Raw genomic sequence first — 14,619 nt, forward strand, 5'->3', positions numbered from 1 at the left:
TGCGCTGCGCTGGAAATAATTGGCGACAACCCCTAAAGTCCGCCCATTTGTTCCTGCCGGATAGCATCATGACCAATGACGACCGCATCAAACTGGAGGCCAGCTGGAAGCAGGCCCTGCGCGAGGAATTCGAGAAGCCTTACATGGGCGAGCTGCGTGAGTTCCTGCGCCAGGAACATGCGGCGGGCAAGGAGATCTACCCGCCAGGCCCGCTGATTTTCAATGCCTTGAATTCCACCCCGCTGGACAACGTCAAGGTGGTCATTCTCGGTCAGGATCCTTATCACGGCCCCAATCAGGCGCACGGGCTGTGCTTCTCTGTGCAGCCAGGCGTGCCCGCGCCGCCGTCGCTGGTCAACATCTACAAAGAGCTCAAGCGCGACCTCAACATCGACATTCCCAATCATGGCTATCTGCAATCCTGGGCCGAGCAGGGTGTGTTGCTGCTCAACACCACCCTTACCGTCGAGCGGGCGAATGCCGCTTCCCATGCGGGGCGCGGGTGGCAGCACTTTACTGACAAGATCATCGAAACCGTCAGCGCCCACCAGCCGCATCTGGTGTTCCTGCTGTGGGGCGCTCACGCGCAGAGCAAGAAAAAGCTCATCGATGCCACCAAGCACCTGATCCTGACGTCCGTGCATCCTTCACCGCTGTCGGCCTACAAAGGCTTCCTCGGCTGCGGGCATTTCGGCATGGCGAACAAGTTTCTGGTCGACAACGGCATCTCGCCGATCGAGTGGCGGCTGCCGGCAAACGTCTGAAGCAGGTGCTGGGCCTGTCGGGTACAGGACTGGATTCTGCGGCGCAGGTATCCACAGCATGCCCCGGCTACAGATGCTGCAACGTTTCGTAGGACCGGCTTTGCCGATTGCGGAAACAGCCGTACACCTACGGTTTTGGGTCGGCGCAGGCTTTGCGATCCCAGTAGCGAAACAGTGGCTCCGCCAGAAATAACACAAACAAAAGCCTCATCACCTGCATCGCCGTGACCAGTGGCACTGACAGTTGCAGCACTTCGGCGGTCAGGCTCATTTCCGCAATGCCGCCGGGCATCATGCCCAGGGTGAGGGAGCGCAGGTCCAGATGAGTCATCGTGCTCAGCGCCAGTGCGCACAGTGCGGCGATGCTCATCGTCAGCGCCGTGCCAATCAGCGTACGCCCGATGAACGAGGGCGCACGGCGGAAAAACGCTCGATTGAAATGACAACCCAGGCCGCTGCCGATCAGCCATTGACCCATCTGACTGCCGCCGTTGGGCAGCCCGATGTGCAGGTCAAAGCTGACGCTGATCACCGCGCTCACCAGCAACGGCCCGAACAGCCACGGATTGGGCTGCTTCAATCGTTGCCAGAGCCAGGCCACCCCTGCGCCCAGTGGAAACAGAATCAGCAGCCACCCCCCATCCACCACGTTCGCGTGGGAGGGCGGGCCGCCGTTACCCATCAGGTATTTGAAGATCGCCGGAACGCACAGCACCACCGCCAGCACCCGAAGGCTCTGGCCGGCGGCGACGTTGCTGAGGATCGCGCCATTTCGCGCGCCAAGGTTGACCATTTCGCCCGAACCACCGGGCATGCTGGAAAAGAAAGCAGTCGCGCGGTCTTCGCCGGTGCGCAGCATGAGCCACACGCCAACGACGCTGGAAACGCTGGTCACCAGCGCGCCGATGAAAATCAGGCCGAAGTGCGAAACCACCTGTTCGATGACCACCGGCGTGAAATGCAGGCCGATCCCGATGCCGACCACCCATTGGCCGCACTTGCGACCGCCGGGGATTTCAGCCAGCTGCCATGGCGTCAGGCAGCGAACCAGAATGATCGCCAGCAACGAGCCGACCATCCACGGCAAAGGCCAGCCGACCTGACTGGCGAGGTATCCCCCCAGCAGGCCGACCAGCGGTGTTCCCCACCATGTCTTGAATGGCTGGTCAGACATCGGCCAGCGCGCGACGCTGCACGGCGCGTTTACGCCAGATACGAATCAGCGGCAGCACCAGCATGAACGCGGTGACCACCCAGACGCCCAAGGTGATCGGGCTGGACCACAGGATGTCCATCGAGCCATTGGAAATCGACAACGCGCGACGCAGGTTCTGCTCCATCAGGCCACCCAGAATGAAGCCCAGCAGAATCGGCGATAGCGGGAAGTCCAGCTTGCGCAGGATGTAACCGAAGATGCCGATGCCCACCATCAGGAACAGGTCGAACGTGGTGGCGTGCACCGCATAGACACCGATACCCGTGATGATCGCGATCACCGGCACCAGCGCCCAGTTAGGCACGGCGAGGATGCGAGTGAAGATGCGGATCATTGGAATGTTCAGGATCACCAGCATGATGTTGGCGACGAACAGCGAGGCGATCAGGCCCCAGACGATGTCCGGTTGCTGTTGGAACAGCAGCGGTCCTGGGGTGATGTTGTACAGCGACAGCGCGCCGATCATGACCGCAGTGGTGCCTGAACCTGGAACGCCCAGTGTCAGCATCGGCACCAGCGCACCGCAGGCGGTTGCGCCGATCGCGGTTTCGGGCGCTGCCAGACCGCGCATGTCGCCCTGTCCGAATTTGCCGCTGGCACCCGCGATGCGTTTCTCGGTCATGTAGGTCACGGCGCTGGCAAGCGTGGCACCGGCCCCTGGCAGTACGCCCATGATGAAGCCCATCAGGCCGCAGCGGATGTTCACGGCGAACACCGAGCTGGCTTCCTTGAAGTTGAACATCATGCGGCCCGTCGCCTTGACGGCTTCCTGACCGCGATGGGTCTTCTCCAGCAACAGCAGGATTTCACTGATCGAGAACAGGCCCAGCACCAGCACCACGAACTGAATGCCGTCCGCCAGGTGAATGTTGTCGCCGGTGAACCGGTACACGCCGCTGTTGGCATCGATGCCGATACTCGACAGGAACAACCCGATCAACGCCGCGACGAAAGTCTTGAGCGGACGATCGCCGGCCATGCCGCCCAGGCAGACGATGGCGAACACCATCAGCACGAAATACTCAGCCGGCCCGAAGGCAATCGCCCATTTGGCCAGCAGCGGGGCGAACATGACCATGCCGCAGGTGGCGATCAGTGCGCCGATGAACGAACTCCACGCCGACAACGACAGCGCCACACCCGCCAGCCCTTGGCGCGCCATCGGGTAGCCATCGAGCGCGGTCATGACGGTGGATGCCTCGCCTGGAATGTTCAGCAGGATCGAGCTGATGCGCCCGCCATACTCACAGCCCAGATAAACCGCCGCCAACAGAATCAGCGCCGACTCCGGTGGCAGGCCCAGTGCGAAAGCGATGGGGATCAACAGGGCGACGCCGTTGATCGGTCCCAGGCCCGGCAACAGGCCGACGATGGTGCCGATCAGGGTGCCGGAAAGCGCTGTAACCAGGTTGTATGGGGTCAGCGCGACGCCGAAGCCCTGGCCCAGATAGCCGAGAGTGTCCATATCAGTTCTCCAGAACGTCGAGCAGGCCCAAGGGCAGTGGCACATCCATCACCTTGTCGAACAGCACGTACAGCGCGATGCTCATGAAAGTGATGATGACGATGCTCGGCAGCCAGCGACCGCCATACAGGCGCGCCATCGGAATGCCGATCAGCATGCTGCTGAGCACGAAGCCCAATGGTTCGAACAGCCCGGCGAAGATCAGCAGCAAAAGGGTGCAAATCCCGATCTTGATCAGGGTCGGACGGTCCAGCGGCGGCTCGTCCTCGGAATGCTTGATCGGCGTCGGGCGAATCAGCATGTAGAGCAGGGAAATGCCCATCAGCCCCAGCATCAGCAGCGGAAACGCACGCGGACCGACGGGCTCATAGGAAAACGGGGCCTGATAAGGCCAGGCCATGAGTGCCAGGCCAATGCAGGCCAACAGCAGCACCAGGGCGAAAATGCGTTGCAAGACCATGGGAAAGCTCCTGGGTCACGCCACCGCGCAGGCGGCGTGACCGTCGTCAGTCAATTGGGCTCAATCACTGAATCAGGCCGAATTCCTTGGCCAGCGTCTTGTATTGCGCGACTTGCTTCTTGACGTACTTGTCCAGTTCCTCGCCGGTCATGGCGAAGGGGAACAGTTCACGCTGGTCGCGCAGCTTGGCGAAATCCTCGGAGGCCAGCAGCTTGTCGAACGAGTCTTTCCACCAGTTGTATTCTTCGTCGGTGACCTTCGGCCCGAGGTAGAACCCGCGCACCACCGGCCAGACGATGTCGTAGCCCTGTTCCTTGGCGGTCGGGATGTTCTTCATTTCCGGCTCGTCCAGGCGTTGCTCGGAGAAGACAGCCAGCAGGCGCATGTCGCCGCTGAGGATGTGTGGCATGGAGTCGGAGATGTCGGTGGAACCCACTTGAATATGGCCGCCGAGCAATGCCGTGGCGATTTCGCCGCCGCCTTCCAGGGCCACATAACGCAGGTCACGCGGGTTGATGCCGGCGGCCTTGGCGATCAGCGCCGTCTGCATCCAGTCCTGACTGCCCACAGTGCCGCCGGAACCGATGACCACTTTGCTCGGGTCGGCCTTCAGCGCTTTAACCAGATCGTCGAGGTTCTTGTACGGTGAGTCGGCTTTCACCGCGATGGCGCCATAACTGGTGCCAACGGCCGCCAGCCAGCGCACGGCGTTTTCATCGAAGCGCCCGAATTTGCCCTGTGCCAGGTTGAGCAACGAGCCGCTGGACCACGCGACCAGAGTGCCGGCATCGGCCGGCCGCTGGGCGACCACCGCGTTGTAGGCCACCGCGCCAACGCCGCCGGGCATGTAGGTCACGCGCATGGGTTTGGTCAGGATTTTCTCGTTCACCAGCGCGCTTTGTGCCAGTTTGCAGGTCAGGTCAAAGCCGCCGCCGGGCGAGGCCGGGGCAATGCATTCGGGACGCTTGGGCTCACTGGCCGCCCATAACTGGGTGGCAAGCAGCATGCAGCTGGCAGCAACGCTGATACGACGCATCGATAGGTTCATGGTCTGTCTCCAGAGGAGTTGTTGTTTTTGGAAGGTCAGGTAATCGGTCAGGCGCGTTCGCACGCTGGCTGCGCGTATCGGACCCGTGTCAGGGACGTGACGAAGCACCGCGCGGCAGGGCTGCGTGGCGAACAGAAAACAGAACGGGATTCAGGCGGCACGGTGGCCGAGGATTGCAGTGATTGCATCACCGATGACTCCGATATTGTTTTTATTGTTGAAAACGCGTCGAGGCGTTTTTCGTCACGACTCAGAGGCGTTGCGCAGGCGGCGCTGGCCGCAGGCGTAACAAGTCGTGACTGAATCCTAATCAGCGAAGCTTTCATCAACCTTTCAACTACCTTTCATGAAGCTTTCGCCAGACGTGCACTGAGCGGGGCTGGCCGGGTTCGAAGTGGGTCGGGTCTTCACAGACGGCAGCGCGCCTGTAAACTCCGCCACCAAACAACGCCTGATTCGGGAGAAGTCGATGCGTGTCCTGCTCGTCGAAGACCATCTGCAACTGGCTGAAAGCGTCGCGCTGGCGCTCAAGGGCAGCGGACTCACCGTGGACGTTCTGCACGATGGCGTTGCTGCCGATCTGGCGTTGGGCAGCGAAGAGTACGCGGTCGCGATCCTCGATGTCGGGCTGCCGCGCATGGACGGTTTCGAAGTGCTGGCGCGCTTGCGGGCTCGCGGCAAAAACATCCCGGTGCTGATGCTCACGGCGCGGAGCGACGTCAAAGATCGCGTTCACGGCTTGAACCTCGGCGCGGATGACTACCTGGCCAAGCCCTTCGAACTCACGGAACTGGAAGCGCGGGTCAAGGCGCTGCTCAGGCGCAGCGTGCTGGGGGGCGAGCGTCAGCAGCGCTGCGGCGTACTGGTCTATGACCTGGACACGCGGCGGTTCACCCTTGGTGATGAGATGCTGACCCTGACCTCCCGTGAGCAATCGGTGCTCGAAGCCCTGATCGCCCGACCTGGACGGGTGATGAGCAAGGAGCAACTGGCGGCGCAGGTGTTCGGTCTCGACGAAGAGGCGAGCGCCGATGCCATCGAAATCTATGTGCATCGCCTGCGCAAGAAGCTCGATGGCCAGCCCATCGCCATCGTCACCTTTCGTGGGCTGGGTTACTTGCTGGAAAGCCGGGATGCTTAATCCGTTTCCCTCCGCGGAAAACAGCCTGCGCTGGCGCCTGCTGTGGAACCTTGGCCTGTTGTTGGTCGTGCTGATGATCGCCAGCGGCATGAGCGCCTACTGGAACGGCCGCGAAGCGGCTGACACCGCCTACGATCGCACCTTGCTGGCTTCGGCCAGAACCATCGCCGCCGGTTTGTCGGCGCACGACGGCACCCTCAGCGCCGACGTCCCCTACGTGGCCCTCGATACCTTCGCTTACGACAGCGCCGGGCGCATCTACTATCAGGTCAACGACATCCACCAGAAGCTGATTTCCGGCTACGAAGATTTGCCTGCGCCGCCGCCCGGCACGCCTCGAACCGACGCCTATCCCGCGCTGGCGAAGTTCTACAGCGGTCGATATCAGGGCCAGGACGTGCGCGTCGTGAGCCTGCTCAAAGCGGTGAGCGAACCGAACATGAACGGTATCGCCGAAATCCGCGTGGCCGAAACCGAAGAGCAGCGCGTGGCCATGGCCCGCAGCCTGATGGCCGATACGCTGTTGCGCCTTGGCATGCTCGGCAGCGGCGCTTTGTTGCTGGTGTGGTTTACCGTGAGCGCCGCGCTGCGTCCGCTGGAGCGCTTGCGCACGGCGGTCGAGGAGCGTCAGCCGGACGACCTGCGCGCGCTGCCCATGGTTGAGGTGCAGCACGAACTGCGGCCCTTGGTCAGCTCGCTCAATCACTTCACCGAACGCCTGCGCATGCAGTTCGAGCGTCAGGCACAGTTCATCGCCGATGCCGCCCATGAACTGCGCACGCCACTGGCTGCGCTCAAGGCCAGGGTCGAACTGGGGCTGCGCGATCAGGAGCCGGATGCCTGGCGCGCCACGCTGGAAAGCACGGCCCTCGGCACCGACAAGTTGACGCATCTGGCCAACCAGTTGCTGTCCCTTGCGCGCATCGAAAACGGCGCGCGGGCGGTTGCCGAAGGCGGCGCGCAGTTGCTTGATCTCAGCCAGTTGGCGCGCGAACTGGGCATGGCGATGGCGCCGTTGGCACACGCGCGCGGCGTCGCCCTGGCGCTGGAGGCCGATGCGCCGATCTGGGTGCGCGGCGAGCCGACGTTGCTTAACGAGCTGCTGAGCAATCTGGTGGACAACGCCCTGGCGCACACGCCGCCGGGCGGAAACGTCGTGTTGCGCGTACACGCGCCGTGCGTTCTTGAAGTCGAGGATGACGGCTCCGGCATTCCGCTGCACGAGCGCGACCGCGTGTTCGAGCGCTTTTACCGGCGCCATCAGCAAGGCACCGGTTCCGGGCTCGGTCTGGCGATCGTGGGTGAAATATGCCGGGCGCATCTGGCGCGCATCACGCTGCACGACGGTGCTCAGCGCGGTCTGAAAGTCCGGGTGACGTTTGCGGCGGTGGAAACGGAAGGACGGTAGCGGCGCGTACCGCGCGAAAGGCCGACTCAGTACAGCAGCGTCATTGCCTCGTTCATCTCGCCGATGAGGGCGCCTTCCGCCATGTTTAGGCCCAGTTGAGCGACCGCCGGAATCGCCTGGACGTCCAGGTGCGGGTACGGCCTGCCGGTGGCTTCATGAACGTGAACCGTCGCCACTTGCACCAGATCCACGTAATCGGCCTGTTGCGACACCCGGCTGAAGTTCTGGAACTGGCGCGGCACGATCGCCAGTGCTTCGGGGAAGTCCCAGGAGCGCAGCAGCCGCTCGCCGATGATCGGGTGAATCCGCTCGATGACATGATTCAGGCTGATCGGGTCTGCGAGCAGTTCGAAGTTATCTTCTGCGTACGTGAGGATCGGCAGCACGCCGATGAGGTGGATCAGCCCGGCAAGTGTGGCTTTGTCGGCTTTCAGATGCGCCCGGCGGTGGCTCAGCAGGTTGCTCACGCCCGCCACCTGCAGGCTGAGCTTCCAGATGTCGCGCATCTTGGTTTCGACAACCTCGGATTTGGCATGGAACATCTGCTCCACCACCAGCCCGATCGCCAGGTTGCAACTGTAATTGACGCCCAGCCGCCGAACCGCTGTCAGCACGTCGCTGACCTCGAAATTCGGCCGCAGCAGCGGGCTGTTGACGACTTTGATCAGGCGCGCGGACAGGGCGGTGTCGCTGCCGATGACCTTGCTCAGGGCAATGATGGAAATTTCCGAATCTTCCGCCGCCAGGCGAATTCTCATTGCCACTTCAGGGAGCGTCGGCAGGAACAGGGCGTCTTTGTCGATCGCCTTGATCAGGTTCCTCTGCACCTCGTCAGCCATGCTACTCATATCGGGTCTCTGGACATTGCCTTCCGGCCGGCGCCTGGCCATCCACTGGCACAGGCGCGGGCGACTACGCTGACAGCTGAAACGGTGTCTGTATCAAGGTTCAACGCTGCGTTTCAAGCTTGGCGTCGAGAGTGTATGGCAATTCGCCCAATTGCAACGCGGCGCCATCGGAAGAGCCCAGGCGGATATCACCGTTTTCCACCGCATCGGCCTGCAACACCGCCAGCAATTCAACGCCTCCAGAGGCGCGCGCCGCCACGACGACGTTACCCACCGAACTAGCGTGAACCGGGGAAAACAATTCGACGCCCGGCGCCGGTACGTCTTCGCCAGACAGCGACAGGCGGTACAGGCGGCGTTTGAGTTTGCCCAGATACTGCATCCGCGCAACGATTTCCTGCCCGGTGTAGCAGCCTTTTCGGAAACTGACGCCGCCCACCGCTTGCAGGTTGATCATCTGCGGGATGAACTCTTCGCGGGTTTGCCCGAACACCTGACCGATCCCTGCGCGGATCTGGCCGAGCAGCCAGTCGTTCAGGGTGCCTTGGGTCATTTGCGCGGCGAGACGATTGTGCAGCTCATCGGCCTGATCGGCTTTAGCCCACAATTCTGCGCGCGAAGGCGAGACGCGGATGGCGATCAGATCGTTCGCGCGTACGACCGAATCGGTGTCCTGGGGCAGATCGAGCCCGAGGCTCACCAGCGCGCCGTCGCCGCCGTTCAGGCCGAAACGCACCCACGATGCACTTTCATCAGTCAGCTTCGACTTGGAAAACACGGCGTATTTCTTCAGATCCAACAGCTGTGGTTCGACCAGTTCGCTGGCCATCGCCAGCACAACACCGTCGCCTTCCAGCAGAATGCGGAAGCTGGACTGCATGCGGCCTTTCTGCGTGCAACGCGCGCCCAGCGTGGCTTTCGCCTCGCTCAGGTAATCCATGTTGCAGGTCAGTTGGCCTTGCAGGAATTTGCTGGCGTCCACGCCGCGAACGGCAAGCACACCTTCATGGGACAAGGGGCAGAAAAAAGCTGAATCGGCCATGAGTCATCGCAGGGGTAAAAGTCTGGGGCACCATCATAGTGCCGTGTTTCGTTTATGGGTATATGCAAAAAGCTGCGACTAAGAGCGGGTACGCCCCGCGACGCTGCCCCTGTATACTCGCCGGCAAATTCGAGGAGCGCCCCATGGTCGAAGATGTTGAACTCAATCGCCTCTTTTGGCACAGCCGCCGCGGCATGCTCGAGCTGGATGTGTTGCTGGTGCCGTTTGTCAGAGAAGTCTATCCATCGCTCAATGATGTCGATCGCGAACTCTACCGTCGCCTGCTGACCTGTGAAGATCAGGACATGTTCGGCTGGTTCATGCAGCGTGGCGAATCGGAAGATCCGGAGCTGCAGCGCATGGTCCGCATGATTCTGGACCGTGTCCAGCCGAAGTGATCGTTTCGAATGCCGTTGGCAGGCCTCTCGGGCATTGCTGACGGCGTACCTCGGCGCGCAGGTCCTGGCGCTCGTGTCACTCTCTCAACTGAATATTCCCCTCTGGGCCGGATCGGTCGGCGTGTTGCTGTGCCTGCTGCACGGCGCGTGCACCCTGCGCGCATTGACCGCAAAGAACGGCGCCCGGGCGTTCACGGGCCTGCGCCGCGATACCTCGGGCTGGCATCTCTGGAGCGAGGAGGGCGGATGGGAGCCTGCGCAGCTTCGTCCCGACAGCGTTGCGCTGCCGCAGCTCGTCATCTTGCGATTCCGGCTGCGTTCCGGCTCCTGGTTGCGACAGTTGCGGGTTCGCAGCCTTTGCATTCCTGCCGACGCAATGGCGCCGGACAGCCACCGACGCTTGCGTCTGCGCTTGAAGTTCAGTCGACGAAGGTGGGCGGCACCAGAATAGTGTCGAGCGCCTCCGGCAACATGTCCGGATAGTCCAGCGTGTAGTGCAGGCCCCGGCTTTCCTTGCGCGCCATGGCCGAGGCGATCATCAGCTCCGCGACCTGGGCCAGGTTGCGCAGCTCGATCAAATCACGGCTGACCTTGTAATTGCTGTAGAACTCGTCGATCTCGTCCAGCAACAGCCGCACCCTGTGTTGCGCGCGCTGCAAGCGCTTGCTGGTGCGCACGATGCCGACGTAGTCCCACATGAATCGCCGCAATTCATCCCAGTTGTGCGCGATGATTACGTCTTCGTCCGAATCCGTCACCTGGCTCGAGTCCCACGCCGGCAAGTCCTGTGGCTGACTGACCTCGGTCAATTGTCCGACGATGTCGTTAGCCGCCGATCGTGCGTACACAAAGCATTCCAGCAACGAATTACTGGCCATGCGGTTGGCGCCATGCAGGCCCGTGAAACTGGTTTCGCCGATTGCGTACAGCCCCGGCACATCCGTTCGCCCTTGCTCGTTCACCATCACGCCACCGCAGGTGTAGTGGGCGGCCGGCACCACGGGAATGGGCTGGCGGGTGATGTCGATATTGAACGCCAGACAGCGCTCATAGACGGTCGGGAAGTGGCTTTTGATGAACGCTTCGGGCTTGTGGCTGATGTCCAGATAGACACAGTCCGCCCCCAGGCGCTTCATCTCATGGTCGATGGCCCGGGCAACGATGTCTCGCGGCGCCAGTTCGGCGCGAGGATCGAAACGCTGCATGAAGCGTTCGCCGTCAGGCAACTTCAGGTAAGCGCCTTCGCCGCGCAGCGCCTCGGTAATAAGGAAGCTCTTGGCTTGCGGGTGATAAAGGCAGGTGGGGTGAAACTGATTGAATTCCAGATTGCCGACCCGGCACCCCGACCGCCACGCCATGGCAATGCCGTCACCGCAGGCACCGTCCGGGTTACTGGTGTAAAGGTAGACCTTCGCTGCGCCCCCGGAAGCCAGAACGGTGAACCGGGCGCCATGCGTGTCCACCTCGCCCGTGGCGCGATCCAGCACGTAGGCGCCCAGGCAGCGCTTACCCTCCAGCCCCAGCCGTCGCTCGGTAATGAGGTCAACGGCGACGCGTTGTTCCAGCAGCTCGATGTTCGGACGCGCCTTGGCTTGAGCGAGCAGCGTGCGGAAGATGGCCGCACCCGTCGCATCGGCGGCATGGATGATACGACGATGACTGTGGCCGCCTTCGCGGGTCAGATGAAATTCGAAGCCACCATCTTCCACCGACGACTGATCGTCCCGGGTAAACGGCACGCCCAGGTCGATGAGCCACTGAATGGCTTCCCGACTGTGCTGCACGGTAAAGCGCACGGCCTCTTCATTGCATAGCCCACCCCCCGCATTCAGGGTGTCTTCGACGTGGGACTGGACTGTATCGGCGTTGTCCAGAACGGCCGCAACGCCGCCCTGAGCCCAGAACGTCGAGCCGTTGGCCAGGTCGCCCTTGCTCAATACGGCGATGCGCAGGTGTGCGGGCAATGTCAGCGCCAGACTCAAGCCTGCTGCCCCGGAGCCGATCACCAATACGTCGTGCTGAAAATGCTGACTCATGTCTTATTCCGGCTTCTAATGGCCACTAGTATATGAAGGGTGGGAACGGCACAATGGCCGTGATTTATGGCAATTGTGAATCACGGCGGAGGCGAATTGTGCGCCACTCCGCGACATCGTGCATACCGTCTGGCAGTCGATCCCCGTCCCAGGTTTTTGGGCGGGAATGGATCCTACATTCGGGCAGGTGTGTGTCTTACGCTCTAATGCGAAATGTGGGAACTTTTCATAAAGCCCCACGTTCAATAGAGGGTTGCCGATAAAGGGACAGCGTCGGCGTTCTGCAATGGCCGTTTCACGGACCAGCGCAAGCGCTTTCGACGACAAGATTATTCACGCAGCCGACCTGGTTCGAGCTGCGTTTTTCGTGCGGGCTACCGACGCTCGCCGGAAACTTGCTTGAAGGGGGGAGAACTTTTGCTAAAAGCCCGAGTCTATGTTTGCAAGCCTGCGAAAGAGCCGATGCAATGCTCCTTTAAGCTCTATGAGGAGTGTTCATGCTAACCCAGGAAGAGGATCAGCAACTGGTCGAACGCGTACAGCGCGGCGACAAGCGAGCCTTTGATCTGCTAGTGGTGAAATATCAGCACAAGATTCTTGGGTTGATCGTGCGATTCGTCCACGACACCCATGAAGCCCAGGATGTTGCGCAAGAGGCTTTTATCAAGGCTTACCGCGCGCTTGGGAACTTCCGCGGCGACAGTGCGTTTTATACGTGGCTGTACCGCATCGCCATCAACACGGCGAAAAACTATCTGGTGTCGCGAGGTCGGCGACCGCCGGACAGCGATGTCAGATCTGAAGACGCGGAGTTCTACGACGGCGATCATGGCCTCAAGGACATCGAGTCGCCGGAGCGTGCATTGTTAAGGGATGAGATCGAGGGCACCGTCCATCGGACCATCCAGTTACTGCCAGAAGATTTGCGTACAGCTCTAACTTTGCGTGAGTTCGACGGTCTGAGTTACGAGGACATTGCCAGCGTCATGCAATGCCCGGTTGGTACCGTGCGCTCTCGCATTTTCCGCGCTCGGGAAGCCATTGATAAAGCCCTGCAGCCTTTGTTGCAGGAAACCTGAGACAGCGGCGATAGCCATATGAGAGGAACCGCCATGAGTCGTGAAGCCCTGCAGGAATCGCTGTCCGCGGTGATGGATAACGAAGCGGACGAATTGGAATTACGTCGGGTGCTCAATGCAATCGACGATGCGGATACACGTGCCACATGGTCGCGTTATCAAATTGCTCGCGCAGCAATGCATAAAGAACTGCTGATGCCGCATCTGGACATCTCGGCTGCTGTTTCTGCCGCGATCGCCGATGAAGTCAGCCCGCTGAAGGCCGGTCGCGGCCCGTGGCGTACCTTGGGTCGTCTGGCAGTGGCTGCTTCCGTCACCGTGGCTGTTCTGGCAGGTGTCCGTCTGTACAACCAGGATGAAATCGCTGGCGCTCAACTGGCTCAGCAATCGGCTCAGCCTGCCAACATCGCCATGCCTCAAGTTAAGGGCCCTGCAGTACTGGCCGGCTACACTGAAGGCGAGCAAGCCCCGGGTCCAATGGCCAGCGGCGTGTTGCAGAATCAGGCTGGCTGGCATGACCAGCGTCTGCCAGGTTACCTGCGTCAGCATGCTCAGCAAGCCGCGTTGAAAGGCACTGAAAGCGCTCTGCCATACGCACGCGCCGCCAGCCTGGAAAACCGTTAAGGAGGATCATGCGCGCCATCCCTCTAGTGCCGCTTCTGCTTGGTGGATGGCTGGTCCTCCCAGTTCATGCCGATGATGCGCAAGACCAACTCAAGCGTCTTGCGCAGGCAGAACAGCAGCAAAGCTTTCAAGGCACCTTCGTTTACGAGCGTAATGGAAGCTTTTCCACTCACCGAATCTGGCACCGGGTTGCCGACGGCAAGGTTCGTGAGCACCTTCTCCAGCTTGATGGTTCCGCACAAGAAGTACTGCGCGTCGACGGGGTGACCCAATGCGTAAGCGGTACTCTTGAGGCGGGCGTCTCCAATATCCCCGATTCTCCTGCCCACGCATTCGATGCCGCGAAGCTGTCTTCGTGGTACGACATGAAAGTGGCGGGAAATTCGCGTGTGGCGGGCCGTCCAGCCGTTGTCGTGACATTGACGCCGCGTGACCAGCATCGCTACGGAATCGAGCTGCATCTGGACAGTGAAACCGGCCTGCCGCTCAAATCGCTGCTGTTGAGCGAAAAGGGCCAGTTGCTCGAGCGCTTCCAGTTCACTGAGCTGGACACCAAAGAACTGCCGAGCGACCAGGCGCTGCAGCCAAGCGGTGACTGCAAACCGGTGGATGCGGTGAAGGCGAAGGCCGCTGATGCGCAGAAGGCTCAGGTAGCGTGGCGCTCTGACTGGCTTCCGCCAGGATTTGCGCTCAGCAGTGCTGCCGCGCGCAAAGATCCTCAGTCCAAGAATCTTGTCACCAGCTTGATGTACGACGATGGGCTGGCGCGGTTTTCGGTGTTTATCGAGCCGGTCAGTGGTGCTGCCGTGACGGATATTCGCACTCAGCTGGGGCCCACCGTTGCCGTTTCTCGCCGACTGACCACGCCCAAGGGCGATGCGATGGTGACCGTGGTCGGCGAAATACCGATCGGGACAGCGGAGCGCATCGCGTTGTCCATGCGTAACGACGCCGCTGCCACGAGCAAGAAGTAACCTGACAATACCGGTGAATGCCCAGTGTGAAAAAGGTTTCATATTGGGCGTTTCAGGCTGCCGGCCCGGCAATTTCGGGCTTTGGACGAGACACTGAAATGTTTGGTGAGCTTTGC

The 14,619-nt window shown here is 61.3% G+C and carries 16 protein-coding genes; 9 read left to right on the forward strand and 7 right to left on the reverse strand.

Annotated features, from left to right (window positions below; genetic code table 11):
- Window positions 1–65: 65 nt before the first annotated feature.
- Window positions 66–764, forward strand: coding sequence for a uracil-DNA glycosylase (gene ung / locus QRN36_RS06025; protein WP_285423276.1), 699 nt, complete (start codon window positions 66–68; stop codon window positions 762–764).
- Between the two features lie 127 nt (window positions 765–891).
- On the opposite strand, the gene QRN36_RS06030 is transcribed toward ung, so the two are convergent.
- The 4 genes from QRN36_RS06030 to QRN36_RS06045 all read right to left on the reverse strand — a co-directional run bounded on the left by QRN36_RS06030 (window position 892) and on the right by QRN36_RS06045 (window position 4,953).
- On the reverse strand, window positions 892–1,938 hold the full coding sequence (locus QRN36_RS06030) for an AbrB family transcriptional regulator (protein WP_285423204.1): 1,047 nt from the start codon (window positions 1,936–1,938) through the stop codon (window positions 892–894).
- Entirely contained in the window at window positions 1,931–3,445 is a 1,515-nt protein-coding gene (locus QRN36_RS06035; RefSeq protein ID WP_285423205.1) for a tripartite tricarboxylate transporter permease, read from the reverse strand. Before QRN36_RS06035 ends, QRN36_RS06030 begins: the two co-directional genes overlap by 8 nt.
- 1 nt (window position 3,446) lies before the next feature.
- Entirely contained in the window at window positions 3,447–3,905 is a 459-nt protein-coding gene (locus QRN36_RS06040; RefSeq protein ID WP_093461429.1) for a tripartite tricarboxylate transporter TctB family protein, read from the reverse strand.
- A 64-nt stretch (window positions 3,906–3,969) separates the two neighbouring features.
- The gene (locus tag QRN36_RS06045) at window positions 3,970–4,953 is read right to left on the reverse strand and encodes a tripartite tricarboxylate transporter substrate binding protein (protein ID WP_285423206.1); all 984 of its coding nucleotides are present in this window, start codon (window positions 4,951–4,953) and stop codon (window positions 3,970–3,972) included.
- A 27-nt stretch (window positions 4,954–4,980) separates the two neighbouring features.
- On the opposite strand from QRN36_RS06045, the gene QRN36_RS06050 reads away from it, so the two are divergent.
- The 3 genes from QRN36_RS06050 (at window position 4,981) to QRN36_RS06060 (ending at window position 7,502) form a co-directional block, all read left to right on the forward strand.
- Window positions 4,981–5,256: a hypothetical protein gene (locus QRN36_RS06050; protein ID WP_285423207.1), complete on the forward strand. Its 276-nt coding sequence runs from the start codon at window positions 4,981–4,983 to the stop codon at window positions 5,254–5,256.
- A 166-nt stretch (window positions 5,257–5,422) separates the two neighbouring features.
- Entirely contained in the window at window positions 5,423–6,094 is a 672-nt protein-coding gene (locus QRN36_RS06055; protein ID WP_093461419.1) for a response regulator, read from the forward strand.
- Window positions 6,087–7,502 carry a sensor histidine kinase gene (locus tag QRN36_RS06060; protein WP_285423208.1) on the forward strand — a complete coding sequence of 472 codons (1,416 nt, stop codon included), beginning with the start codon at window positions 6,087–6,089 and terminating at the stop codon, window positions 7,500–7,502. The genes QRN36_RS06055 and QRN36_RS06060 overlap by 8 nt, the downstream gene beginning before the upstream one ends.
- A gap of 26 nt (window positions 7,503–7,528) precedes the next feature.
- On the opposite strand, the gene QRN36_RS06065 is transcribed toward QRN36_RS06060, so the two are convergent.
- Together QRN36_RS06065 and QRN36_RS06070 are read right to left on the reverse strand one after the other, a co-directional pair.
- Window positions 7,529–8,350 (reverse strand): HDOD domain-containing protein, encoded by an 822-nt coding sequence (locus QRN36_RS06065; protein ID WP_285423209.1) that lies wholly within the window; start codon window positions 8,348–8,350, stop codon window positions 7,529–7,531.
- A 100-nt stretch (window positions 8,351–8,450) separates the two neighbouring features.
- On the reverse strand, window positions 8,451–9,392 hold the full coding sequence (locus QRN36_RS06070) for a folate-binding protein YgfZ (protein WP_285423210.1): 942 nt from the start codon (window positions 9,390–9,392) through the stop codon (window positions 8,451–8,453).
- A 143-nt stretch (window positions 9,393–9,535) separates the two neighbouring features.
- Here QRN36_RS06070 and QRN36_RS06075 point away from each other — a divergent pair, with 143 nt between their 5' ends.
- Together QRN36_RS06075 and QRN36_RS06080 are read left to right on the forward strand one after the other, a co-directional pair.
- Complete coding sequence (locus tag QRN36_RS06075; RefSeq protein ID WP_093461407.1) at window positions 9,536–9,790, forward strand: succinate dehydrogenase assembly factor 2; 255 nt, start codon at window positions 9,536–9,538, stop codon at window positions 9,788–9,790.
- The gene (locus QRN36_RS06080; RefSeq protein ID WP_285423211.1) at window positions 9,774–10,241 is read left to right on the forward strand and encodes a protein YgfX; all 468 of its coding nucleotides are present in this window, start codon (window positions 9,774–9,776) and stop codon (window positions 10,239–10,241) included. Before QRN36_RS06075 ends, QRN36_RS06080 begins: the two co-directional genes overlap by 17 nt.
- Here QRN36_RS06080 and nadB read toward each other — a convergent pair.
- Window positions 10,210–11,826 carry an L-aspartate oxidase gene (gene nadB, locus QRN36_RS06085; protein ID WP_285423212.1) on the reverse strand — a complete coding sequence of 539 codons (1,617 nt, stop codon included), beginning with the start codon at window positions 11,824–11,826 and terminating at the stop codon, window positions 10,210–10,212. The two genes, QRN36_RS06080 and nadB, sit on opposite strands and share 32 nt — an antisense overlap.
- Window positions 11,827–12,323: 497 nt before the next feature.
- Here nadB and rpoE point away from each other — a divergent pair, with 497 nt between their 5' ends.
- From rpoE to QRN36_RS06100, 3 genes are read left to right on the forward strand one after another with little or no spacing between them, the layout of a single operon-like run.
- Entirely contained in the window at window positions 12,324–12,905 is a 582-nt protein-coding gene (gene rpoE, locus QRN36_RS06090; protein WP_037014368.1) for an RNA polymerase sigma factor RpoE, read from the forward strand.
- 33 nt (window positions 12,906–12,938) lie between these two features.
- On the forward strand, window positions 12,939–13,529 hold the full coding sequence (locus QRN36_RS06095; protein ID WP_285423213.1) for an anti sigma-E factor RseA C-terminal domain-containing protein: 591 nt from the start codon (window positions 12,939–12,941) through the stop codon (window positions 13,527–13,529).
- 8 nt (window positions 13,530–13,537) lie between these two features.
- A complete protein-coding gene (locus QRN36_RS06100) occupies window positions 13,538–14,503 on the forward strand; it encodes a MucB/RseB C-terminal domain-containing protein (protein ID WP_285423214.1) in 966 nt (321 codons plus the stop codon).
- Window positions 14,504–14,619 lie beyond the last annotated feature (116 nt).

This window comes from Pseudomonas sp. efr-133-TYG-103a, assembly GCF_030209235.1.
Taxonomy (GTDB): domain Bacteria; phylum Pseudomonadota; class Gammaproteobacteria; order Pseudomonadales; family Pseudomonadaceae; genus Aquipseudomonas.

Excerpts from the sequence above, each read along its gene's own strand:
- QRN36_RS06030 (WP_285423204.1), bottom strand. The coding sequence starts at position 1,938 with ATGTCTGACCAGCCATTCAAGACATGGTGGGGAACACCGCTGGTCGGC.
- QRN36_RS06035 (WP_285423205.1), bottom strand. The coding sequence starts at position 3,445 with ATGGACACTCTCGGCTATCTGGGCCAGGGCTTCGGCGTCGCGCTGACC.
- QRN36_RS06040 (WP_093461429.1), bottom strand. The coding sequence starts at position 3,905 with ATGGTCTTGCAACGCATTTTCGCCCTGGTGCTGCTGTTGGCCTGCATT.
- QRN36_RS06045 (WP_285423206.1), bottom strand. The coding sequence starts at position 4,953 with ATGAACCTATCGATGCGTCGTATCAGCGTTGCTGCCAGCTGCATGCTG.
- QRN36_RS06055 (WP_093461419.1), top strand. The coding sequence starts at position 5,423 with ATGCGTGTCCTGCTCGTCGAAGACCATCTGCAACTGGCTGAAAGCGTC.
- QRN36_RS06060 (WP_285423208.1), top strand. The coding sequence starts at position 6,087 with ATGCTTAATCCGTTTCCCTCCGCGGAAAACAGCCTGCGCTGGCGCCTG.
- QRN36_RS06065 (WP_285423209.1), bottom strand. The coding sequence starts at position 8,350 with ATGAGTAGCATGGCTGACGAGGTGCAGAGGAACCTGATCAAGGCGATC.
- QRN36_RS06070 (WP_285423210.1), bottom strand. The coding sequence starts at position 9,392 with ATGGCCGATTCAGCTTTTTTCTGCCCCTTGTCCCATGAAGGTGTGCTT.
- QRN36_RS06075 (WP_093461407.1), top strand. The coding sequence starts at position 9,536 with ATGGTCGAAGATGTTGAACTCAATCGCCTCTTTTGGCACAGCCGCCGC.
- nadB (WP_285423212.1), bottom strand. The coding sequence starts at position 11,826 with ATGAGTCAGCATTTTCAGCACGACGTATTGGTGATCGGCTCCGGGGCA.
- rpoE (WP_037014368.1), top strand. The coding sequence starts at position 12,324 with ATGCTAACCCAGGAAGAGGATCAGCAACTGGTCGAACGCGTACAGCGC.
- QRN36_RS06095 (WP_285423213.1), top strand. The coding sequence starts at position 12,939 with ATGAGTCGTGAAGCCCTGCAGGAATCGCTGTCCGCGGTGATGGATAAC.
- QRN36_RS06100 (WP_285423214.1), top strand. The coding sequence starts at position 13,538 with ATGCGCGCCATCCCTCTAGTGCCGCTTCTGCTTGGTGGATGGCTGGTC.